This is a genomic window from Corallococcus interemptor (assembly GCF_003668875.1).
GTDB classification, from domain to species: Bacteria; Myxococcota; Myxococcia; order Myxococcales; family Myxococcaceae; genus Corallococcus; species Corallococcus interemptor.
Window position 1 is genome coordinate 1 of sequence record NZ_RAWM01000114.1, and the last position, 21,400, is coordinate 21,400.

At 70.6% G+C, this 21,400-nt stretch carries 25 protein-coding genes; 20 read left to right on the forward strand and 5 right to left on the reverse strand.

The annotated features are described in order from the left end of the window. Window positions 1-212 precede the first annotated feature (212 nt). The 7 genes from D7X96_RS40115 (at window position 213) to D7X96_RS29920 (ending at window position 7,374) form a co-directional block, all read left to right on the forward strand. Entirely contained in the window at window positions 213-491 is a 279-nt protein-coding gene (locus D7X96_RS40115) for a PqqD family protein (RefSeq protein WP_121724935.1), read from the forward strand. Window positions 492-1,028: 537 nt separating this feature from the next. Beyond that, window positions 1,029-1,652: a hypothetical protein gene (locus D7X96_RS29895; protein ID WP_121771309.1), complete on the forward strand. Its 624-nt coding sequence runs from the start codon at window positions 1,029-1,031 to the stop codon at window positions 1,650-1,652. Beyond that, window positions 1,649-2,959, forward strand: a complete 1,311-nt coding sequence (locus D7X96_RS29900) for an MFS transporter (RefSeq protein WP_121724933.1) — start codon at window positions 1,649-1,651, stop codon at window positions 2,957-2,959. Before D7X96_RS29895 ends, D7X96_RS29900 begins: the two co-directional genes overlap by 4 nt. Further along, window positions 2,956-5,085 (forward strand): carbohydrate binding family 9 domain-containing protein, encoded by a 2,130-nt coding sequence (locus D7X96_RS29905; RefSeq protein WP_121771310.1) that lies wholly within the window; start codon window positions 2,956-2,958, stop codon window positions 5,083-5,085. Before D7X96_RS29900 ends, D7X96_RS29905 begins: the two co-directional genes overlap by 4 nt. Before the next feature lie 21 nt (window positions 5,086-5,106). Further along, window positions 5,107-5,949, forward strand: a complete 843-nt coding sequence (locus D7X96_RS29910; RefSeq protein ID WP_120552188.1) for a methyltransferase domain-containing protein — start codon at window positions 5,107-5,109, stop codon at window positions 5,947-5,949. Window positions 5,950-5,953: 4 nt separating this feature from the next. After that, window positions 5,954-6,784 (forward strand): MbnB/TglH/ChrH family RiPP precursor modification enzyme, encoded by an 831-nt coding sequence (locus tag D7X96_RS29915; RefSeq protein ID WP_120552187.1) that lies wholly within the window; start codon window positions 5,954-5,956, stop codon window positions 6,782-6,784. Further along, window positions 6,781-7,374 carry a hypothetical protein gene (locus tag D7X96_RS29920; RefSeq protein WP_121771311.1) on the forward strand — a complete coding sequence of 198 codons (594 nt, stop codon included), beginning with the start codon at window positions 6,781-6,783 and terminating at the stop codon, window positions 7,372-7,374. Before D7X96_RS29915 ends, D7X96_RS29920 begins: the two co-directional genes overlap by 4 nt. Window positions 7,375-7,390: 16 nt before the next feature. On the opposite strand, the gene D7X96_RS29925 is transcribed toward D7X96_RS29920, so the two are convergent. Next, window positions 7,391-7,885, reverse strand: coding sequence for a YbhB/YbcL family Raf kinase inhibitor-like protein (locus D7X96_RS29925; protein WP_121771312.1), 495 nt, complete (start codon window positions 7,883-7,885; stop codon window positions 7,391-7,393). A 385-nt stretch (window positions 7,886-8,270) separates the two neighbouring features. On the opposite strand from D7X96_RS29925, the gene D7X96_RS29930 reads away from it, so the two are divergent. From D7X96_RS29930 to ychF, 6 genes are all read left to right on the forward strand, one after another. Continuing rightward, window positions 8,271-8,537, forward strand: a complete 267-nt coding sequence (locus D7X96_RS29930; protein ID WP_120552184.1) for an AtpZ/AtpI family protein — start codon at window positions 8,271-8,273, stop codon at window positions 8,535-8,537. Further along, the gene (locus D7X96_RS29935) at window positions 8,534-8,947 is read left to right on the forward strand and encodes a hypothetical protein (RefSeq protein ID WP_121771313.1); all 414 of its coding nucleotides are present in this window, start codon (window positions 8,534-8,536) and stop codon (window positions 8,945-8,947) included. The genes D7X96_RS29930 and D7X96_RS29935 overlap by 4 nt, the downstream gene beginning before the upstream one ends. Further along, window positions 8,947-9,999, forward strand: coding sequence for a F0F1 ATP synthase subunit A (atpB, locus tag D7X96_RS29940; RefSeq protein WP_120552182.1), 1,053 nt, complete (start codon window positions 8,947-8,949; stop codon window positions 9,997-9,999). Before D7X96_RS29935 ends, atpB begins: the two co-directional genes overlap by 1 nt. A gap of 145 nt (window positions 10,000-10,144) precedes the next feature. After that, window positions 10,145-10,375 carry an ATP synthase F0 subunit C gene (locus D7X96_RS29945; RefSeq protein WP_120529618.1) on the forward strand — a complete coding sequence of 77 codons (231 nt, stop codon included), beginning with the start codon at window positions 10,145-10,147 and terminating at the stop codon, window positions 10,373-10,375. Window positions 10,376-10,519: 144 nt separating this feature from the next. Then, on the forward strand, window positions 10,520-11,068 hold the full coding sequence (atpF, locus tag D7X96_RS29950) for a F0F1 ATP synthase subunit B (protein WP_121724590.1): 549 nt from the start codon (window positions 10,520-10,522) through the stop codon (window positions 11,066-11,068). A gap of 45 nt (window positions 11,069-11,113) precedes the next feature. After that, window positions 11,114-12,223, forward strand: coding sequence for a redox-regulated ATPase YchF (ychF, locus tag D7X96_RS29955; RefSeq protein ID WP_121771314.1), 1,110 nt, complete (start codon window positions 11,114-11,116; stop codon window positions 12,221-12,223). 75 nt (window positions 12,224-12,298) lie between these two features. On the opposite strand, the gene D7X96_RS29960 is transcribed toward ychF, so the two are convergent. Together D7X96_RS29960 and D7X96_RS29965 are read right to left on the reverse strand one after the other, a co-directional pair. After that, a complete protein-coding gene (locus D7X96_RS29960) occupies window positions 12,299-12,586 on the reverse strand; it encodes a hypothetical protein (protein ID WP_199747159.1) in 288 nt (95 codons plus the stop codon). A gap of 95 nt (window positions 12,587-12,681) precedes the next feature. Further along, window positions 12,682-13,977, reverse strand: a complete 1,296-nt coding sequence (locus D7X96_RS29965; protein WP_121771315.1) for a citrate synthase — start codon at window positions 13,975-13,977, stop codon at window positions 12,682-12,684. A gap of 101 nt (window positions 13,978-14,078) precedes the next feature. Between D7X96_RS29965 and D7X96_RS29970 the strand changes: the two genes are divergently transcribed. The 4 genes from D7X96_RS29970 to agmC are packed head-to-tail and all read left to right on the forward strand — an operon-like array spanning window position 14,079 to window position 18,015. Then, window positions 14,079-14,858 (forward strand): class I SAM-dependent methyltransferase, encoded by a 780-nt coding sequence (locus D7X96_RS29970; protein WP_120552178.1) that lies wholly within the window; start codon window positions 14,079-14,081, stop codon window positions 14,856-14,858. A gap of 14 nt (window positions 14,859-14,872) precedes the next feature. Next, window positions 14,873-15,070, forward strand: a complete 198-nt coding sequence (locus D7X96_RS29975; protein WP_120552177.1) for a hypothetical protein — start codon at window positions 14,873-14,875, stop codon at window positions 15,068-15,070. A 15-nt stretch (window positions 15,071-15,085) separates the two neighbouring features. After that, entirely contained in the window at window positions 15,086-15,586 is a 501-nt protein-coding gene (locus D7X96_RS29980; RefSeq protein WP_120552176.1) for a hypothetical protein, read from the forward strand. A 50-nt stretch (window positions 15,587-15,636) separates the two neighbouring features. Then, entirely contained in the window at window positions 15,637-18,015 is a 2,379-nt protein-coding gene (gene agmC, locus D7X96_RS29985) for an adventurous gliding motility protein AgmC (RefSeq protein ID WP_121771316.1), read from the forward strand. A gap of 21 nt (window positions 18,016-18,036) precedes the next feature. Here agmC and D7X96_RS29990 read toward each other — a convergent pair whose 3' ends face one another. Further along, complete coding sequence (locus D7X96_RS29990) at window positions 18,037-18,414, reverse strand: DUSAM domain-containing protein (protein WP_120553162.1); 378 nt, start codon at window positions 18,412-18,414, stop codon at window positions 18,037-18,039. A gap of 7 nt (window positions 18,415-18,421) precedes the next feature. Beyond that, on the reverse strand, window positions 18,422-18,697 hold the full coding sequence (locus tag D7X96_RS29995; RefSeq protein WP_244219776.1) for a hypothetical protein: 276 nt from the start codon (window positions 18,695-18,697) through the stop codon (window positions 18,422-18,424). 312 nt (window positions 18,698-19,009) lie between these two features. Here D7X96_RS29995 and D7X96_RS30000 point away from each other — a divergent pair, with 312 nt between their 5' ends. From D7X96_RS30000 to D7X96_RS30010, 3 genes are all read left to right on the forward strand, one after another. After that, entirely contained in the window at window positions 19,010-19,765 is a 756-nt protein-coding gene (locus D7X96_RS30000; RefSeq protein WP_121771321.1) for a metallophosphoesterase family protein, read from the forward strand. A 137-nt stretch (window positions 19,766-19,902) separates the two neighbouring features. Continuing rightward, on the forward strand, window positions 19,903-20,316 hold the full coding sequence (locus tag D7X96_RS30005; protein ID WP_158626490.1) for a hypothetical protein: 414 nt from the start codon (window positions 19,903-19,905) through the stop codon (window positions 20,314-20,316). Then, window positions 20,276-21,100, forward strand: a complete 825-nt coding sequence (locus D7X96_RS30010) for an eCIS core domain-containing protein (RefSeq protein ID WP_244219777.1) — start codon at window positions 20,276-20,278, stop codon at window positions 21,098-21,100. The genes D7X96_RS30005 and D7X96_RS30010 overlap by 41 nt, the downstream gene beginning before the upstream one ends. The last annotated feature ends 300 nt before the right edge of the window (window positions 21,101-21,400 follow it).

Genomic DNA, 21,400 nt, shown 5'->3' on the forward strand with positions numbered 1-21,400 from the left:
GCCCCCCGCGGTGAAGCCACCCCCGCCCGTCAATCGCCCACCAGCGCACAACAGCCGCGCCCCGCTCTGGCACACCGCGGCGTCTCAAGACCTGTCACGTTCCCAAACCCTCTCATGGCGCCCCAACCCAAATCCTTGCATGTGTTGACACCCCGGATGAAGGCATTTACAAACATGGAATTGTAACAATCCGGTTTCGGAAGGGGGATGTCTTGAACCTGCCTCGCGCGGCTTCCGGCGTCATCGTCCAACAGCAGGACGGAGCCTTCTTCCTCATGGATACGGAGGGCGGAGAGGTCTTCCGGGTGAACGAGACCGCCGCACGCATCTTCGAGTTGTGCCAGGGCGGCACGTCCCTGGAGGGAGCGGTGGTGTCGCTGGCGCGGCGGCTGGGCGCCGAGGGTCAGGAAGAGGCCATCCGCGCCGACGTGCGGCGCACCGTGACGCAGTTCCAGGAACTGGGGCTGTGCGAGCCCTCGCGCCCCGTCTGATTTCCCGCTGTCCGCGGTCATTCAAGTCTTTGGGAATCCCGTGCTCCCGGGTCGCCCCGGGTGCGCGCGATACCAGACGTGAGACGTCTCATCACGTCTGGAATGAAGCACCGGTGTGTTGGCAGGCAATGTCAGACCCCCTGTCCACACTCCGCCATGTTTCACCGCAGTGGCAGTGAACGCAGCAAACCACCCAGGAGAATCACCATGTACATCCAGTCCGAGATCGTCCGCGTGTCCGCGTCGTCCGACAAGTGCACCTGCTCCAACGGCATGGTCATCGCCTCGACGACCACGGTCGCGGAGTAGTCGCGCCCGCCGTTTCCCTCTCAAGCCACAAACCCAAACCCAGGAGAACCACCATGTACATCCAGTCCGAGATCGTCCGCGTTGCCGCCGCCACCGACAAGTGCACCTGCTCCAACGGCATGGTGATCAACGTCAGCGTCGCGGAGTAACGCGTTTCACGGCCGGGAGGAGGACGCCGTTCCTCCTCCCGGCTGTGTCTTTCCTCGCGCCCACCGACACGCCCCGCCCATGCTGCCCGCATCCACGCAGTTGTTGCTCTTCACCCAGGCGGACGTCGGCGGACACGCGCTCTTTCGAGTCGTGCCCGTGGAGGTGTCCGTGCGCCCCGGCCAGGGACGGCTGTGGACGGACGTGTCGCGGGGCAACGCCTTCACCCCCGCGTGGCAGGACCATGCGCGCCACCTGTCGGCGGTGGGCCGCGCGCGCTACGCGCTGCCGTGGGAGCAGACGGACCTGCACGTCTCGCCGCGCGGCCGGAACGTGACGCTGGATGGCCGGAGCGCGTCGCTGCCGCTGTTCGTCGCGTGGGTGGCGCTGCTGTCGGGCCTGCCGCTGCCGTCCCCCTTCCTGGGCACGGGCGTGGCGCTGGAGGCGCATGGCGAAAGGCTCGCGCCCGCGCCTCGCGAGTTCCTCCAGGGAAAGCTGGGCGTGGCGCAGGCCTACGTGACGCAGGTGTTCCCGCGGGCGGAGCGGGTCGCGGTGTTCGTGCCGGAGGGCAGCGGGTTCGACCCGGCGCCCCTGACGGCGCTGGACGTGCGGCCGGTGCCCACGCTCACGAAGGCGGTGGAGGCGGTGCTGGGGCGGAAGCCTGACACCGGCGGACCCGGAGCCACGGAAGGGGTGGGGGGATGATCCGCCAGGGCGTGGGTGCCATCCGGGAGATGTATGGCCTGACGCGGGGGCTGGGAAACCTGCGGGTGATGCTGGGCTCGGGGCTCCTGGGCATGGCGGCCTCGGGGCTGCTCAACCCGGTGATGCCCTTGTACCTGCGCGAGCGGGGCCTGGGCTTCCAGGAGATTGGCGCGCTCTACACGGTGGGGGCGCTGCTGCCCATCTTCGTGCAGCCGGTGCTGGGGGCGCTGTCGGACCGCCATGGGCGCAAGCCCTTCGTGGTGGGCCTGTCGCTCGTCACGTCGTTGATGGTGCCGGCGGTGGCGCTGGTGGACGACCCGCAGCCGCTCGCCGCCGTGATGATCCTCAAGATGCTGCTGTCGCGCAGCGCGGCGCCGGTGTCCAACGCGATGGTGGCGGACTTCGCGCCCGCGAAGCAGCGCGCCACCTTGTTCTCGCTGCTGGATGCCACGTCGAACCTGGTGTTCGTCGCGGCGCTGTTCGCGTCCTCCGCCGTCATCCGCGCGCTGTCGGTGGCGGGCACCTTCTTCCTGGCGGGAGGCCTGTTCCTCGCGGGCAGCCTGCTGCTCTTGGGGCTGGACGAACCGGCGCGGCCCGAGCGCGCGGAGGCAGGGCGCGGCGGCGCGGCGTGGGGCCTGGTGTTCCGGGGGCTGTGGTCGCCCTTCACCTACGTGAAGGACCGGCCGGGCGCGGCGGCGCTGTTCCTCTGGCAGTTCTTCTTCACCTTCGCGCTGGCGCTGTTCCCCACGTACCTGCCGCTGTACGCGGTGGAGCTGGGCGCGCCCCGGGAGGCCGTGGGTCCGCTGGTGGCGGCGTCGTGGCTGACGTACGCGTTCGCGCAGCCCTTCGGCGGGCGGCTGTCGGACCGGCTGGCCCGGCGCGTGGGGCTGATTGTCCCGGGCCTCGCGGGCATGGCGGTGCTGGCCGCGGTGCTGGGGGCCTCGGGATGGCTGCCGCACGGCGCCGCGCTGGTGACGCTGGTGGCGGCCTGGGTGCTGCTGGCGATTCCGGACGGTCTGCACCGCTCCTCCGCGTCCGCGCTGGTGGTGGAGCAGTCCCCGGGCCCTTCCGAGCGCGGCCGGTTCATGGGCGCGCTGGGCGCCTGCGCCGCGCTGGCCTCCGTGCTCGCGCCCGTCACCTACGGCTTCGTCGCGCAAGCCGCCGGCATCGGCTGCACGTTCCTTCTCTCGTCGGTGTCCCTCGTGCTGGCGCTCGGCTGTGTGTCGCGCGTGCGCGAGGCGTCTTCACCCGTCACGCCTGAACCGGCCCCCATGGCCGCCCTCACCCCCACCTCGGAGCACGGATGAGTCCCCTTCGCCACGTGTGTCGCTGGGGCACCGCGCTGTTGGCCGCGCTGGTGCCCACGCTGGGACACGCTGATTCGACGTACAAGGTCTCCGCCACGCGGACGCAGGACGCCATCACCATCGACGGCAAGGGAGACGAGCCCGCGTGGCAGGCGGCCCCGGAGATTTCCGGCTGGTACCTCACGCGCGTCAACTACGGCAAGCCCGCGCCGGACGACACAAAGGTCCGCATCCTCTACGACCAGGACAACCTGTACTTCCTCTTCCACTGCATCGACTCCAGGCCGGAGCGCATCACCGGCTACACGGTGCAGAACGAGGGCTTCCTCCACCAGGAGGACAACATCACCATCATCCTGGACACGTTCCTGGACCACCGGAACGCGTACTACTTCTGGACCAACCCGCTGGGCGTGCGCACCGACGGGCGCATCGTGGATGACGGCGAGGCGTTCTCCACCAACTGGCGCGGCGAGTGGGAGACGAAGTCCACCATCGTGAAGGACGGGTGGATTTCAGAGGTCCGCATCCCGTTCGCCAACTTCCAGTTCGAGACGAAGGATGAAATCTCCTTCGGCATGCTCCTGGACCGCGAGCAGTCGCGAAACCAGGAGTGGAGCAACTGGACGCCGGACGGCGTCAACAGCGCGAAGGTGAGCCGCTACCCGCACCTGGAGGGCTTGAAGGGCATCAAGCCGCGCCCCATCTTCAGCATCACCCCGTACGTGGCCACCACGGTGGCGCTGAAGACGACGGACGACCGGGGCACCTTCCGTCCCAACGTGGGCGCGGACGCGCGCATCGACCCGGCGCCCTGGCTGTCGGTGAAGCTCACCGCCAACCCGGACTTCAGCGACGCGGAGGCCGACCAGAGCTTCCTGCTGCTGGACACGGATCTGCCGCTGCTGCCGGAGCGCCGCGCGTTCTTCACGGAGAGCGAGCACCTGTTCATCGCGCCCATCAACGTCTTCACCTCGCGCCGCATCGCGCTGCGGCCGCATGACCGGGTGTGGGGCGGCATGCAGCTCACCGGCAAGCTGGGCGGCTTGAGCTTTTCGATGATGGACATCCAGCACCGAGACTCCACCGGCCGGGACGCCAATGGCCGCGAGGTCTTCGAGAACGTCAACTCCGGCGTGCTGCGCTTGCAGCAGGACATCGGCAAGCGGTCGATGATTTCGCTGGTGGCGATCAACCGCAGCGGGCGGGGCGGGCTGTTCGGGGACTCGGACTTCCAGACGGTGGGCGTGGACGGCAACTTCCACCTCTTCGAGGAGTTCTTCATCCAGGCGCAGGCGCTGAAGAGCTGGAGCCCGCTGGGCAACGAGGACTCGGACGCGTACCACGTGGGCCTGCACCGCTTCGACACGCTGTCGGAGTTCTGGCTGCAGTTCGAGGACATCGGGAAGAACTACGCGAACCCGCTGGGCTGGACGCCGGTGGTGGACAAGCAGGGCTACAACTCGCGCGTGTTCCTCAACCCGTTCCCCAAGTGGCGCTTCCTGCCCCGGCTGGACGTGACGTGGGACTCGCTGTGGCGCCGCAACCACGAGGGTGAGCGCACGCGCTGGCGCAACCGCCTCAACGTGCAGCCCTACCTGCACCACGACTTCGCGCTCTACCTGGAGGGCATCTACGACGACAACCTGGGTTTCCGGGACCGGCTGGGCACGTTCGGCTTCACCCTGTTCCCGCACGACTGGCAGAGCTACACGCTCACCGCCGTCGCCGGCCGCTTCCTGGGCGGGGAGATCCGCGGCTTCAACGGCGCGGCGAACATCAAGATTGGCCCGCACATCGTCGCGCGCTTCAGCGGCTTCTACACGCGCAACTTCAACGTGCCCACGAACAGCGACCTCTACGGCACGTCGGGTGATGGCTACAGCTTCTCCGGCTACGCGCAGCTGCGCTACCACTTCAGCCCGGACCTCTACGCGCGCCTGACGTTGCAGAAGGGCGGCGTGTACGAGCTGGCGGACTACAACTCCGTGAAGGGCACGTTCCTGGACGCGATGGTGGGGTGGCACTACCGCCAGTGGAGCGACATCTTCCTCGTCTACACGGATCAGCCCTTCGGCGGCTCTCAGGAGCGGCGGATCCTCTCGAAAATCTCCTTCAACTACTGACCTGTCCCAAGGGCCATCCGCATGACCTCCGCCGACCCGCAGAGCCTCAAGCGCCGCTACGACGAGGTGTCCCCGAAGTACGACCAGGGCGCGCCGGACGCCATGGCCATCAAGCTGTTCTGGCTGACGTACGAGCACCTCACCTGGAAGCCGGTGGAGGCGCTGCTGCCCAGGGACGGCACGGCCTGGCGCGTGCTGGACGCGGGCGGTGGAGGCGGCAAGTTCGGCACGCGCTTCGCGGAAGGAGGGCACCACGTCACCGTGTTGGACATCTCTCCGGGCATGCTGGACGGCGCGAGGGCGCAGTTCGCCGCGAAGGGGCTCCTGGACCGCGCGGCCTTCGTGGAGGGCAACGTCGCGGCGCTGGAGCTGCCGGACGCGGCCTTCGACCTGGTCTTCTGCGAAGGCGACCCGGTGTCGTACTGCCTGGACGCGTACCCGCGCGCGGTGAAGGAGCTGGTGCGCGTGGCGAAGCCGGGTGCGCCGGTGGTGCTGGGCGTGGACAACCGCTACGAGGCGTTCTCCGGCTACCTGAAGCAGGGCAAGCCGCAGGAGGCCTTCCGCACGCTCCACGACGGCCGCACCACGTGCCCGTATGGCCTGCCGGTGCACGCCTTCACGGTGCGCGAGCTGGAGCGCGCGGTGGCGGGCGCGGGCGCGGAGTTGCTGGAGATCTTCGGCAAGCCGGTGATGTTCTTCGACATGCTCAAGGCGATGGCCGCCGCGCACGGCAACACCGCGCAAGCGCCGTGGGACGCGTGGGCCGCGCGCGAGGAGATATTGGCGTTGCAGGAGAAGCTGGCGCACGAGGGCTTCGCCGTCCTGGGGCAGCACCTCCAGGTGATGGCGCGGCGCAGGGCGTAACGCCATGGGCCTTCCCTTCCTGGGCGTGGGGCTCAGCTACCGCTGGGACCTCAACCCGCACCTGGCGCGCGGCAACCCCGGCGTGGACTGGCTGGAGGTGACGCCCGAGCACTTCCTGCCGCTCACGCCGGACTCGGAGCGGCGGCTGGAGTTGCTCGCGAAGCGCTATCCGCTGGTGGGCCACAGCCTGGAGCTGTCGGTGGGCTCGGACGGCGTGGACGCGCCCGGCTACCGGGACGGCCTGAAGCGCATCCGCCACGTCACGAAGAGCGTCTGGCACGGAGACCACCTGTGCTTCACGCGCGTGGGGAACCTGCCCCTGCGCGCGCTGACGCCGGTGCCGCTGACGGAGGAGGCGGTGGCCACGTGCGTGCGCAACGTGAAGGCCGCGCGGGCGGACCTGGACGTGCCCTTCGTGGTGGAGAACATCGCGTATCTCTTCCACACGCCGCTCAACACGCTGGATGAGGCGGAGTTCCTGCGCCGCGTGGTGGAGGGCGCGGACTGCGGCCTCCTGCTGGATTTGCACAACCTGTATTGCAACGCGGTCAACCACGGGTTCGACCCGTATGCCTTCCTGGACCGTCTGCCTTTGGACCGCGTGGTGCAGGTGCACCTGGCGGGCGGCATCACGATGGAGGGCTTGAGATTGGACAGCCACTCCGCGCCGTCGCCGGAGGAGGTGTGGCGCTTGCTGGAGTACGTCGCGCCCCGCAGCCCGGTGCGCGGGGTGAACTTCGAGATGGACAGCGGCTTTCCTCCCTTCGCGCGGCTGGTGGAGGAGTTGGCCCGCGCGCGCGCCATCCTCCAGCGCTGCGGTGCGAGCGCGGCATGAGCTACCCACGAACGCTGGAGGTCCTGGCGCGGCTGCACGTGGATCCGCGCTTCCGTGAAGCATGGCGCCACGACGCCCGCGCGGCCCTGGCCCCGCTGGACCTGACGCCGTTGGAAGCGGACGCACTCCAACGGGTGGAGCCCGTGGTGGTGGAGCGCGCGGGCCGGATGATGGACTTCCACCGCACCGAGCGCGTGCGCGAACAGCTCCCCTGGGTGGACGAAGCGAAGCGGCCGGAGCTGGCCGCGCTGCGAGCGCGCTTCCTCCAGGACGTGCCGCCGGAGGTGCTCAACCGCGAGGAGGCCATCGCGTACTGCCGCTTCCTGGAGGCGGGCGAGCACGCGAAGCTGCCCGCGTACGTGCCGCAGCTCGCCCGGTGCGAACGGCTGCGCCTGTCGCTCGCGTGGGGACTGGCCCCCATGCCGGCGTCAGGGCCGCGCGTGGAGTCCTTTGACTACCCGGTGCTCACGCTGCTCGCCGCGCTGGACGCGCCGGGCTGGCCCCGGGTGGAGCCCAGGCCCACGCGCGTGGAGTACCTCAAGGTGCCTGGCCTGCCCGCGGTGATGCCGCGCGAGCTGCCGTCACCTTGAGGTCCCCCGTGCGCCCTCAGTGCCTGCGGTGGTGCGCCTTCTCATAGGTGCCCATCAGTTGCGTCTCCCCCACGATGTGGCCCTCCATCGCCTGGAGCAGCTGCGTGCGCGTGGGCTGGTTCAGGTCCGGCAGCACCGTGTCCAGGGCGTACAGCCTGAAGAAGTACCGGTGGTTGCCAATGGGCGGCATGGGCCCGCCGTAGTCCTGCCGGTTGAAGTCGTTGCGCCCCAGCTTCACCCCCGCCGGCAGCACCTCCAGGGTGGCCCCGTCCGGGATGTTCTGGGCGTTGACGGGGAGGTTGTAGAGGACCCAGTGGCAGAAGGTGCGCTGGGGGGTCGCCGGGTCCGGCGCGTCCGGGTCCTCCACGATGAGGGCCAGGCTCTTGGCCCCGGCGGGGAGGTTCTCCCAGTGCAGCGGCGGTGCCTTGTCGTCGCCCTCGCCGGTGTAGGCGATGGGGATGGGCATCCCGTCCTTGAACTTCGGAGAGGTGAGCTCGAGCGGCTTCGGCATGCGTGACTCCTCGGGCATGAACGGCCAACGTGACCCCTGCCAAGCTGGCGATGCCCCAGCCCCGGTGCTGAGAGACGGAGGGCGCTCCGCCCGGCCGCCCGTCACCTCCCTGGGGCTCGGCTGCCGCTGATCCATCGGGCGCCCCCCGGGCCGCCTGCTCCTTCCAGCCTCTTCCACAGAGGAGAAACCACCCCTTTGGCCCCGGCGCCGTGGTAGCTGCGCTTGCGGGTGCCGCAACCGCTGCTGGCGGTGGGGTGCCCCGCGTCCCCGTAGCGGTTGCACGCGCCGCGCATTCGGTGCTAAGCGGCGCCCGCGCGTGTATGGGCGGGGTCGGGGTTGGTGGAAGGAAACCCAAGACTTTCCCGGGGTTTGGTGAGGCGTCCGCATGGCAGACCAGGAGCGTCGGAAGCAGGAGGACGCGCCGGGCAGTGAGCTGGGCGAAACGGCCCGGCAGATGCGGGCGGCGGAGCCGTACATCTCCGCGGTCTGGAAGCTGGTGGGCGGGGCGGTGGTGGGGGTCCTGGGAGGCTACTTCCTGGACAAGTGGCTGGGGACCTCGCCCTGGCTGCTCCTGGGGCTGAGCCTGGTGGGGATTGGCGTGGGGTTCTACGGCTTCCTCCATGCGATGGCGCGGCTGGGGAAGCGCAAGTGACGGGGACGGGCGGACAGCCGAAGCGGGACCCGTTCTGGACGCACGCGGGGCTGGCGGCGGCGGTGATGGGCGTGGGCGCGGCGGTGGCGGCGGCGCTGCCGAAGGTGACGGAGGACCGGGTCTCGGCCCTCCTGGGCGTGGGAATCGCGACGGTGACGGGCGTGCTGGCGCTGGTGCTGAAGCGGCGCGCGGTGTCGCAGGCGGATTTGAAGGCGGCGTTGAAGGTGGTCGGTGTGGTCTTCGCCCTCAGGGGCGTGGGCGTCGGGCTGGGGTTGGCGTGGGTGGTGTCCCGGGGTTTGAGCGCGATCGCGTTCGTGGGCGGCTTCTTCGGCGTCTACTTCGCGCTGCAGTGGATTGAAGTCAGCTACGTGATGGCCGCGTCGAAAGACACGGCGGGCGGAGACGAGTGATGCGCAAGGCAATGGTGCTGTTCGCCTGTCTGTTCGCGGGCACCGTGTGGGCCTCCAGTCAGGCCGGCGAGCACGGCGTGGCGAACGAGGACAAGGACGCCGAGGGCGAGGACGTCGCCGGCTACATCCTCCACCACGTGTCCGACTCGAACGAGTACGAGTTCGAGGTCCCCCTCAGCCACAACCACATCCCCATCCACCTGCCGCAGATCCTCATCCCGCTGAAGGAAGGCGCCTGCACGCCGGTGGCGGATCCGCACGGCGGCCACGGCGAGGTGTACCCGGGCCTGGGCGCCGGCTGCCTGGACCTGTCCATCACGAAGCACACGGTGATGATGTGGCTGGCGGCGCTGCTGCTCATCGGCTCGCTCATGATTTGGAGCAACCGCGACAAGACGAAGCTCGTGCCGCGCGGCGCCGGGGCGAACCTCTTCGAGATGCTGGTCCTCTTCGTTCGCGACGAGCTGGCCATCAAGAACATCGGCAAGGAGGAGGGCCCCCGCTACGTGCCCTACCTGCTGACCGCGTTCTTCTTCATCCTCTTCATGAACCTGCTGGGCCTGTTCCCCTGGATGGCGACCGCCACGGGCAACATCGCCATCACCTGCGGCCTGGCGCTGTGCACCTTCTTCGTCACGCAGGCGGCGGGCATCCGCGCGGCGGGCATCGGTGGCTACCTCAAGCACCTGACGGGCGGCGTGGCCCCCTGGCTGTGGCCCATCATGATTCCGGTGGAGTTCCTGGGCCTGTTCACCAAGCCCTTCGCGCTCACCATCCGTCTGTTCGCCAACATGCTGGCGGGCCACATCGTCATCTTCTTCCTGCTGGGCCTCATCTTCATGCTCCGCAACCCCGCGGTGGCGCTGGTGAGCGTGCCGTTCGCCTTCGGCATCTACCTGCTGGAGCTGTTCGTGGCCTTCGTGCAGGCGTACGTGTTCACCATGCTGTCGGCGCTGTTCATCGGGATGAGCGTGGCCATGGGCCACCACCACGATGACCACCACGAGGGTGGCGCCAGCCACGACCACGGCAAGGCCCACCACCTGGGCTGAGACAAGTTGACGGGGCGCCCGCCGGAAACGGCGGCGCGCCCCGGTTGAAGACCCGGCGATTCGAAAGGTCGCCGGAGGTAGTCCTGAAGGGCCCCCACGACCCCCCCACAAGCGGGTCCCGCATCACGAAAGAAGACGTGCTCCCATGACCAACCTCGCTCTTGCCTTCCTCGCCGCCGGTATCGGCGCTGGCCTCTCCATCATCGGCGCCGCCCTCGGCATCGGTAAGCTGGCCGCCGCCGCCATGGACGCCACGGGCCGTCAGCCGGCCGCTGGTGGCGACATCCGCACCACGATGATCATCGCCGCGGCCCTCATCGAAGGCGCCACGCTGTTCGCGCTGGTCGTCTGCATCCTGCTCGCCATCAAGGCTTAAGGCCGGCAGGCCGCGACGGGAGCCGGCGTCCTCTTCGGGAAGAAGGGGCGCCGGCGTTCCGGCTTCACCGCCTCACGCTGTCCCTGTCTCACCTGAAGTTCCCCGCATCCTCCCTCTGTCTTTTCTGCTTCACCGGGACCCGCCATGTTCCTGCCCTCTGTCCTCGCCGCCAGCAGCTTCGTGGAGGTCCGTCCGGGCCTCATCTTCTGGACCATCGTCACCTTCGTCATCGTCCTCCTGGTGCTGCGGGCGAAGGCGTGGGGCCCCATCCTGTCGCTCGTGGAAGAGCGCGAGAAGCAGATTGCCAACGCCATCGAGAGCGCCAAGCGTGAGCGCGCCGAGGCGGAGAAGCTGCTGGCCGACCAGAAGACGGCCATCGCCGAGGCCCGCCGCGAGGCCGCGGAGACCACCCGCCGCGTGCAGGCGGAGTCGGAGAAGTTCCGCGACGAGCTGATGGCCAAGAGCCGCAAGGAGGCGGAGGAGCTGAAGCTGTCCGCCCGCCGCGAGATTGAAGACCAGAAGACCAAGGCCATCGCGGAGATCCGCGCCATGGCCGTGGACCTGGCCGTGGAAGTGGCCGGCAAGCTCATCAACGAGCGCATGGACGACGCGAAGCACCGCGCGCTGGCCGAGCAGTTCGTGCAGGGCCTGCCCGGCGCCACCAGCGCCACGGCGACCCGCCGCTCGGCCTAAAGGCCGGGAGTCTTTCGCCGCGCCCGCCTGTTCCAGGATTCCATCATGGCTCTCTCCATCGGCATCGTCGGTCTGCCCAACGTGGGCAAGTCCACCCTGTTCAACGCCCTGTCCGCCGCGGGCGCGCAGGCGGCGAACTATCCGTTCTGCACCATCGAGCCGAACGTGGGCGTGGTGCCGGTGCCGGACGAGCGCCTGGACAAGCTGTCGGCGCTCATCAAGCCGCTGAAGAAGATCCCCACGTCGCTGGAGTTCGTGGACATCGCCGGCCTGGTGCGCGGCGCGTCCAAGGGCGAGGGCCTGGGCAACCAGTTCCTGGGGAACATCCGGCAGGTGAACGCGGTGCTCCACGTGCTGCGCTGCTTCGAGGACGACAACGTCACCCACGTCGAGGGAGGCGTGAACCCGGTGCGGGACCGGGACGTGGTCGACACGGAGCTGTGCCTCAAGGACCTGGAGACCGTGGAGAAGCGCCGCGAGCGCTCGCTCAAGAACACCAAGGTGGGCGGCAAGGCGGGCGAAGAGGCCAAGGCCGAGGTCGCGCTCCTGGAGCGCATCAAGGCGAAGCTGGATGAAGGCATCACGGTGCGCGCGCAGAAGCTCACCGACGAAGAGAAGGCGGCCATCCAGGACCTGTTCCTGCTGACGGACAAGCCCGTGCTGTACGTGGCGAACATCAGCGAGAAGCAGATTGGCAAGGAGGACGCGGACCCGCGCGTGCAGGCGGTGCGCGAGATGGCCGCGAAGGAGGGCGCGGGCGTGGTGGTGCTGGCGGCGGCGCTGGAGTCTGAAATCCAGCAGCTCCCGGAGGAGGAGCGCCCCAGCTTCCTGGCGGACTCCGGCCTGACGGAGCCGGGCCTGCACAAGGTGGTGCGCGAGGGCTACAAGCTCCTGGGCCTGTGGACGTACTTCACCGTGGGCGAGCAGGAGTGCCGCGCGTGGACCATCCACAAGGGCTTCAAGGCGCCGCAGGCGGCGGGCGTCATCCACTCCGACTTCGAGCGCGGCTTCATCAAGGCGGAGGTCTTCTCGTGGACCGACCTGGTGAAGCTGGGCAGCGAGTCGGCCGTGAAGGAGAAGGGCCTGCTGCGCGTGGAAGGCAAGGAGTACGTCGTGCAGGACGGTGACTGCATGCACTTCCGCTTCAACGTCTGACGCGGTTGCGAGTCCTGAAGTGACGACGGGCGCTGCCTTCCACTCACGGAAGGGGCGCCCGTTTCGTTTGCTTCGCTAGCGCGGGCCGCTCAGCCACGTATAGCCCCACAGGCCCACGGCGAGCACGGCCAGCACGGTGGAGAGGATGGCGGAGCGCTTCGTGCGGCCGGCGGGGTCCGGGTATTTGAGGGCGTACCTCCACACGCCGCCCACGCGCAGGGCCAGGAAGAGGGCCAGGAGGACGGGGCCCACCACCTGCCAGCCCTCGGGGCGCTTGAGGATGACGATCCACGAGGCGATGAAGGCCACGTTGCCGAGCAACATCAGGGCGGGATAGGGCAGCGTCGGACGGGAGGTGCTCACAGGGCTGCCAGTGTGTGCACGGGGGCCCGGAGCGCCAAACGGAAACCCGCGCGGCGTGCACGCCAGGTGACAGCCGCGCGGGATGTTTCATGGTGCTACCGGGCCGGGGGCTCCACGTAGCGGGCGCGGGGGCGGAGCAGGTGTCCCTGTTCGCGCTGCTCCAGGACATGGGCGACCCAGCCCGCGGTGCGGCCCAGGCTGAACAGCACGGCGGCGGCGCCGGAGGGCAGGCCCAGCGCGTCCGCGAGCATCACCAGTCCCCAGTCCAGGGACGGCGGCGGATGGCCGGCGTCCTTCATGGTGTCCATGACGGCGCGGGCCACGCGGACCTTCAGGGGCTCGGGCTTCACGCTCAGCGCGGCGGCGACGAGCGAGGGCACGCGCGGGTCGCCCTTCTTGTAGAGGCGGTGGCCAAAGCCTGTCACGGCCTCGCCCCGGCGCAGGCGGCCGTGGATGACCTGCGCGGCGCGCTCGGGACGGCCCACCTCCGCGATGAGCGCCTCCACGCGGTCACAGGCGCCGCCGTGGCGGTGTCCGGAGATGGCCGCGAGCGCCGCGCTGATGCACGCGTAGAGGTCCGCGCCGGAGGAGGCCGTCACGCGGGCCGCGAAGGTGGAGGTGTTCAGCTCGTGGTCCGCGCAGAGCACCAGCGCCAGGTTGATCAGCTCCGCGGTCCGCTTCGGCTTCGCGTCCCAGGCCGTGGTGAGCGAAGCGGCCATCGTGGGTTCCTTCAACGCGCGCGCCACGCGGCCGGGGGCCTGCGCCACGCAGACCCACGCGCCCAGGTGGCGGATGAGCCGGCGTGCGCGCGCCATGTCCTGCTCCACGGGCGCGGCGAAGCGGCCCGCGTCGCTCGCGGCGAGCAGCGGCACCAGCGCGGCCAGCGCGGAGAGGGGAGGGGTGTCCTTGGGCAGCATGGCCGCCAGTGACGTGGGCGTCAGGGATGACGGCGGTGCTTCCGGCGCGGGCCACACCGTGGGCTCCCGTGGCAGCTGGCCGGTCCACAGCAGCTCCGCGATGGACTCGAAGCCATGGCCTCGCGTGGCCAGCTCCACCGCGTCGTGGCCCCGGTACGCGAGTCCATCTTCGCTGATGCGCGACACCGACGAGTCGATGACGGGCTCGCCCCAGCGCAGCGCTCCGGACGCCACCGCCGCGTGGCCCGCGCGGGCGTCGTGGCGCGTCTTCAGCTGCTCCACGTCCGCGCGCAGGTAGCGGTTCTCCTTCGTGCCCTTCTCCGGCACGCACCGCACGAGCCCCCGGCTGACGTACGTGTACAGCGTCGCCCGCTTCACTCCCAGGAGCGCGGCCGCCTCCTCCGCGCGCAGCAGCTCCTCCTCAACTGGATGGTCGAATCGAGATTGAGAACGACCCCCTGCACGACGCACCATGGTTCACGTGCCTCCCTGGCGCGGAGTCTCGACTCGACTGGACCATCTTGTCGAGCCGAGCCGCTCCAGGCGTGGGGCATGACCTGGCGGGGAGAGCGACCATGAACGTGGATTTCGGACGGACGTCGTCGGACTACGCGAAGTACCGGGCAGGCTTCCCGGAGGCCTTCTACACACGGCTCGAAAAGGACGGCGTGCTCACGCCCGGCCTGCGGGTGCTCGACCTGGGCACCGGCACCGGCACCGTCGCGCGCAACCTGGCCCGGCGGGGGCATGCCGTCACCGCCCTGGACGTGTCCGCGCCGCAGCTGGAGGCGGCCGCGCGGCTTGCCCGGGACGAAGGCCTCACCATCGACTTCCGTGAGGCGCCCGCGGAGAACACCGGGCTGCCTTCGGGCGCGTTCGACCTCGTGTTCGCGGGGCAGTGCTGGCACTGGTTCGACCGCGCCGCCGCCGCGCGCGAGGTCTTCCGCCTGCTCAAGCCCGGCGGGAAGTTGATCCTCTGCCACTTCGACTGGATGGCCCTGCCCGGCAACCTGCTGGAGGCCACCGAGGCCCTGGTGGAGGAGTTCAGCCCCCGCGTCCAGCTGGACGTGGAGCGCTTCAGCCAGGGCCTGGGCATCTACCCGCAGTGGTTCCGCGACGTGGGCGTGGCGGGCTTCCAGTCCATCACGTCGTTCACCTTCGACACCTTCACGCCCTACACCCACGAGGCGTGGCGTGGACGGATGCGCGCCAACGCGCGGGTGGGCGCCATGCTCAAGCCAGAGGAGGTGGTCCGCTTCGACGCCGCGCTGGGCGCCATCCTCACCGCGCGCTTCCCCCAGGAGCCGATGCCCGTTCCCCACCGCGTGTTCGCGCTCGTCGCGGAGCGCCCGTGACCCGGGAGTCCGCCATGGCCTCGCCCCACCTCGTCCACGCCGAGGACGTCCCCTGGACCGAGCTCGCCCACGGCAGCCGCGTGGCGCTCAAGCGCAAGCAGCTGGGCGTCTTCGCGGGCGCCGCGCCCGGGGGCGACAAGGCGTCGCGCACGCTGCACGCGTATCTGCCCCTGGACGCGCAGGTGGATTACTGGGAGGGCGAGGAGCCCTGATAGGGTGCGCGGCCCATGGCCTCCCTGCTGGATGCGCTCGACCGCGAGCGGCTGCTCAAGGACTCCGCCGACGCCTCCGCGCGGGTGCCGAAGGGCGAGCCTCCCCACGTGTCGTTGTTGAGACTGTGCGACGCGGGCCTGCTCGTGGGTGGGCTCACCGTGGGCTATGGCGTCCGGCCGGATGAGCTGGTGGGCCCTTTGACCGCGGCCATGGGCGGCGCGGCCCGGAAGCTCAAGGTCGTGGACGTGCGCGAGCGCCCCGCGCTGGAGCTGCACGTCTCCACGGGCGACATCACGGAGCGCTGGGAGGTGGAGGACGTGTCCGCGCTGGTGCACAACCTCAACGACCTGTACCGCGACGCGGCCGACGTGCGCGCGGTGGCGGTGCTGGGCGAGTGGGAGGATTCGCTCCAGCTGCTCTGCGTCGAGCGCCGCGCCCTGGGCCGGCTGTTGCGGCAGCCCTTCTTCGCGCCCGTCAACGCGCGGGGGCTCCAGGACCTGGTCCCGTCCCGCTGAGACGGGGAGCCTCCCTCGACCCCGGACGCCCGGTGGGGCACCATGGGGGCATGCGCATCACGCTGGCTCTCATCGTTGGACTGCTCCTGGCGCAGGTCGCTCGCGCGGAGCCGGATTCCTTTGGCCTGGGGACGGGACGCGACGGGGTGCTCACCCTCAACGCGGGGCAGGGGCTTGCCCTGAGCCCGGCGGTCCCGCTGGGCCGGAGCGTCGCGGCGGGGAGCCAGCAGCTGACCGTGTCCGGCTTCAAGGTCTCCTCCGGCGACCTGGTGATGATCCACGACAGCACCGGCCTGTCGCCCGCGCCCGAAGTGGGCAACGCGAAGGGGGTGTCCCTGACGGGAGCGGTCTCACTGGGACGCTGGGAGATGGCGCGGGTGGAGGCGGTGTCCACCACCGTGCCCACGGTCCTGACGCTGACCGCGCCGCTGCGCTACGCGTACGCCACGGGGCGCGCCCAGGTGGTGCGCGTGGCCGAGTACTCCGACGTCGTCATCGAGGCGGGCGCGCGGCTCTCCGCGTCGTCGTGGGACGGCAAGTCCGGCGGCATCCTCGCGATGCTGGTGATGGGCAAGATGGTCAACGACGGCCGCGTCGACGCGGACGGCCTGGGCTACCTGGGCGGTGTCTTCCAGGCCGACGGCGCGGGGCTGGCGGGCTGCACCGGGCTTGAGCTGGATCCAGGCAAGGGCGGCGCCGAGCGCGGTGAAGGCGTGGCGGGCAAGGTCTCCTCGCGCGGCATCACCACCGGACGCGGCAACCTGGGCAATGGCGGTGGCGGTGGCAACTGCGTGGCCGCCGGCGGTGGCGGTGGTGGGCACGGAGGCGTGGGCGGCGTCGGTGGGCGCACGGCCTCGGAGGATGGGGCGCGCGTGGAGGGCGGGCTGGGCGGCGTGGCGCTGGGCTACTCCCTGTTCGAGCGCTTCGTGTTCGGCGGTGGCGGCGGCGCGGGCCAGGGCTTCGACGCGTCCGGCAGCAGCGGCGCGGCGGGCGGCGGCGTGGTGTTCATCCGCGCCTCCACGTTCAGCGGGAATGGTGTGTACAGCGCCTCGGGTTCGACGGCGGGGGGCTCGACGGGCAACGACGGCGCGGGCGGTGGCGGCGCGGGCGGCGCGGTGATGCTGCGCGCGGTGGAGACGCTGGCGTGCGGCTCGGCCGAGGCTCGCGGGGGGGCGGGCGGCAACGTGAACGTGGGGACGCAGCCCATGGGCCCGGGCGGCGGCGGCGCCGGGGGGCGGGTGCTGCTCCAGGGCCGGAGCGTCTCGTGTCCGGCCAACGTGAGCGCGGGCAACGCGGGCGTGTCCGCCTCTCCGGGCGCGGGCTCGCACGGCGCGGGGCCCAGCTCCGGCGCGTCGGATGCCGGCACTCCGGACGGGGGCACGTCCACGGGGACGGTGCAGCAGGTGGTGGACCTGGGCTACCAGGTGCCCTCGGCGCCGGTCATCACGGCGCCGGTGTCGGGCGAGGTGACGGGCAGCACGCGTCCGCGCATCTCCGGGACCGCGGACACGAACGGGCCGGAGGTGCACATCCTGGTGGATGGGCGGGAGATTGGCGCGGTGGTGCCAGGGGCGGACGGCCTCTTCAGCTACGACCCCACGACGCCGCTGGGCGCGGGCACGCATGACGTCACCGCCTGGGCGGAGTCGCTGGGCGTGGCGAGCAAGGCGGCCACGCCGGTGCGCTTCACCACGCCCGAGGTGGTGCTCGCGGATGGCGGCGTCGTGCAGATGGCGGTGCTGGTGGTGCCCACGAACGGAGACACGGTGGGGCCCACGCCGCTGTTCGCCGGCACCGCGCCCAACGGGGTGAACGTGGGCGTGGTCATCGACGAAGGGCCGGACATCATCGTGCCGTTGGACCTGCTGGGGCGCTTCCGCTACCAGGTGCCGGACGCGGAGGCGCTGAGCGTGGGCACGCACAAGGTCACGGTGCACTCGCACAACGAGGCGGACGAGGACGGGCCGTACTCCGACGTCGTGGGCTTCGAGGTGGTGGTGGGCGGCGCCGACGGCGGCACGGACGCAGGCCCGGAGGACCCGGTGGTGCCCAGGGTGCTCGTCCCCGAGGAGGGCGCCACGGTGGAGCCGACCTTCATGTTCGTGGGCGTGGCGCTGCCGGGCACGACCGTGCAGCTGGAGCTGGACGGCAAGGCGCTCGCGCTCGCCACCGCGGATGACGAAGGCGTCTTCCGCCACATCCTGACGGCGGACACGGCGCTCGCGGTGGGGGCGCACAAGGTCGTCGCGCAGGGGGTGACGGAGCAGGGCGAGGCGGGCCCGCGCTCCCCCGAGGTGGGCTTCCAGGTGCGAGGCCCCACCGACCTGGACGTGGGCTGCGGCTGCGGTACGGCGCCCGCGGGGATGATCAGCCTCTGGGCCCTGGTGGGCCTGGGCGCCCTGGCGCGCCGCCGCCGCGCGCGGAGTTGACGGGACGTCGCGCCCGGACCATCACTCTTCGTCTAGTGCTTCCAGTTGGATCTGCGCGATGTCGCGGTAGAGAGGCACCACCTCATCCTCCACGACGTCGCGGAGCAACTGCCGCGCGCCGTCCAGGTCGTTCGCCTCCTGGCGTCTCGTTGCTTCGCTGAGTGCACGTGACAAGCGGTTGGAGCCGTCCCGGATGCGCCGTGATACCTCGGTGAGCAACGTGGCGGCGCTTGCCTCGCTACGGAGCGCCTTTTCGACCTCCGCTTGGGGGATGCCGACTTGTGGGCCGGTGCGCTGGAGGATGGCACGCGACTCGGCGGTGAGCGTGAAAGGCTCTCCGGACGAGACCCGACGTGCGAGGTCCCGAACGTCGTCCCAGTTCACTTCCTGCTCGTTCATGGGGCTCCTATGCGCGGCGAGGACGGCAGAGGTCGAACGGCCACTGTTTCTGACCCTCACAGTTTCGCAGGCAGGCGTAGCAGTCACCCAGCCACCGCGGCTTCTTCGAGTCCTTGCACTGCACGTAGCGGTCAATGCAGTGCTGTCGCCAGCCCTCGTTCGGATCATCCAGCCCTTTGACCGTCGCGCCAACCGCGGCTCCGGCCGCCGCCGCGCCCAGGAGGGCCGCGGCCTCCGCGTCGGTGAGCCCACACGCGGCCGGATTGCCCGGGTGGGCCTCCACGCAACACGACTCACTGTCGATGCACGTCGCGGTCGCGCAGCCCGTTATCAACGCAGCACCTGGCGCGAGTGCGAGCCCAGAATGCCAAGATAAGTATTTCATGCTTATCTTGAAATCCTAGCCCAAGGCCGGCCCGCCAGGCGTCCGGTGGGGCTGCCGGGCGCGGCCTGGCGGTGGCCGTTATCTTCCCGCGCTCGAAGGCGTCCCGGCTTCCGGGACGACAGGGTGGCGCGCGTGACGACGGACGTGTCCTCGGAAGAAGCCTCCTCGCGGCGGGCCCGGCGCTCGGCCCGTGCTCCTGGCTGGCGGTCGCTGGTGGCCCTCCTGCTGGGGTTGGGCCTGCCCATCGCGCTGCATGTCTACATCGGGCTGCGTCTCTTCACGGACCCAGGCTGGCCCGCGCCCTGGGCCGCCGTGGGCTGGGGCCTGCTGGGCCTCTGCTTCCTCGTGCTGCTGGCGGGCTTTCGCGCCGCGCGCCGGAGTGAGGCCACCGGCTTCACCCGCGTCATCCAGTGGGGCGCGTACCTGTGGCTGGGCGCCTTCGGTGTGTTCCTCACCGCCGTGCTGGCCTCCGACGTCGTCGGCGCCGCGCTGTCCTTGTCCGGCACCGTCACCGACATGCACGCGCTCGCCAGGGGCCGCGCGGCCGCCGTGCTGGGCACCGTCGTGCCCGCCGTGGCCTTCGCCTTCGTCACCGCCCGTGGAAGAGCCCGCGTGGAGCGCACCACCGTGGCCCTGAAGGACCTGGGCCCCGGCCTGGAGGGCATCCGCGTCGTGCAGCTGTCCGACGTCCACGTGGGCCCCACCCTGGATGGCGTGTGGCTCCTGCGCGTGGACCTCCAGCTGTCCGGCCACACCCACGGCGGGCAGATCTTCCCCTTCATGTTCTTCGTGAAGCTCCAGCAGCCCGTCGTCCAGGGCCTGGCCACCGTCGCCGGAACCCGGGTCTATACGCACCGCGGCACCGGCTACTGGGGCCCCCCCATGCGCCTGGGCCCCGCCCCGGAGATCGCATCCCTCACCCTGGTAGGAGCTCCCGGCTCTGGCGGCGATTCAAGCCAAGCTTGATATTTCCGTTCTTGCTGCTTATTGTGGAGGACGTGTCCACCGCATCGTCTTCCCTCCTTGTCCCGGAATTCGCTTTCAGCCGCCCCACGGCGCCCGCGGTCCCGGGTGCGCGGCGCGGGGCGGCGGTGCCGGTCGCGGTGCCCCGGACCGGGGTGACGCCGCCGGTGCTGCTGGTCGTCTCCGAGGCCCCCGAGGTCCGGCTGGCGGTGGCCCGGGAGGTGGGCCTGCGCTACCGGCTGGTGACGGCGCTGGGGGCGACGTCGGCGGACCGGCGGCTGGACGTGGGCGTGGCGGTGGACGGGCTGGTGCTGGACCTGGACGCGGATCGCCGCGTCGTGAGCGACTTCCTCTGCCGGCTGGTGGACCGGGGCTTCCATGGCCCCCGCATCCTCCTGTCCTCCGGCTTCCGTCCCGAAGCGAGCGCCACCTTCCCGACGGCCTGTGACACCCACTTCGCGATTGGCCGGCCCTGGCGCTCCGGTCAGCTGCGCTCGCTCCTGGAGAGGGTCCTTGGGGTCTCCCACCTCGCTCAATCCGCAAGCTGTCCATGACACCCGCCGTGACGCTCCCCGCCTGGCGCCGTTGACGGCGCGGGTGGCGGACGCGGGCCACGGGTTGCTCACCGGCATCGCCGGGGCGTCCGCGGGCGCCGCGCGCAGCGCGTACCTGGCGCTGGCGCTGCTGGCCAGCGGCGTGGCCCGCTGCGCGACGGGGCGCTCACAGGACGGGCTGCCCCAGCTCAAGCGCTGCCTGTTCCGCGTGGCGCAGGTGCCGGTGGACCTGGTGCTGATGCTGGGCGGGCGCGTGCTGTCCGCCGTGCAGGTGGTGACGGGCCTGGAGCCCGTGGGCCGCCGGCTGACGGACGCGGAGGTGGACCGGCTGCGTCCCATCTTCGGCGACAGCCTGGACTACCGCTGCGTGCGCGTGAAGGAAGGCGCCCTGGGCCTGCTGGGCCTGCCGGGCCGCGCGTTCGCCCATGGCGACGTCCTCTTCATCCCCCCCGGCTACGGCGCGGTGGGCTTCCGGCTGCTGGTGCATGAGCTCACCCATGTCTGGCAGCACCAGCACGGCGGCACGGGCTACCTGAGCGGCGCGCTGGCGGCGCAGTACCTGGGGGACGGCTACGACTGGCGCAAGGCCGTGGGCCACCGGCGCTGGGCGGAGCTCAACCCGGAGCAGCAGGCGCAGTTCATCGAGGACGCCGCCGACGCGCAGCTCATCCCCCACGTGGGCCGCCCCACGCCCCAGCAGCGGCTGCGCGGCTGGAGCGACGCCGCCCTGTGCCTGCTGGACGAGGCCCTGGACTGCCTCTACGCCGGACGGGGCGCGCCTTGACGGCGTCGCCGCAAGGGCATCCCCGGCGGCCCGGCGCAACCCCGGGCCCCTGAACCCGGACAATCCCCCAGCCCTCCCAGGCGTCGCGTGTCGTTTCATGTGGGCTAATGGACCCGTGAACGGCGCGCATCCGGTGGACACGGGATTGCGGGACTACCTGCCATATAGGAATGGGCCCGGGTGACGTGGCGGGTTATAACGCCCTCCGAACCGTTCCGGCGGTAGAGGGGTCGCGAGCCTTGCGGCCACCCCAGCGGACGTCACGTGCAAGGTTGATGTGGTGAAAACCCACCCCAGAGG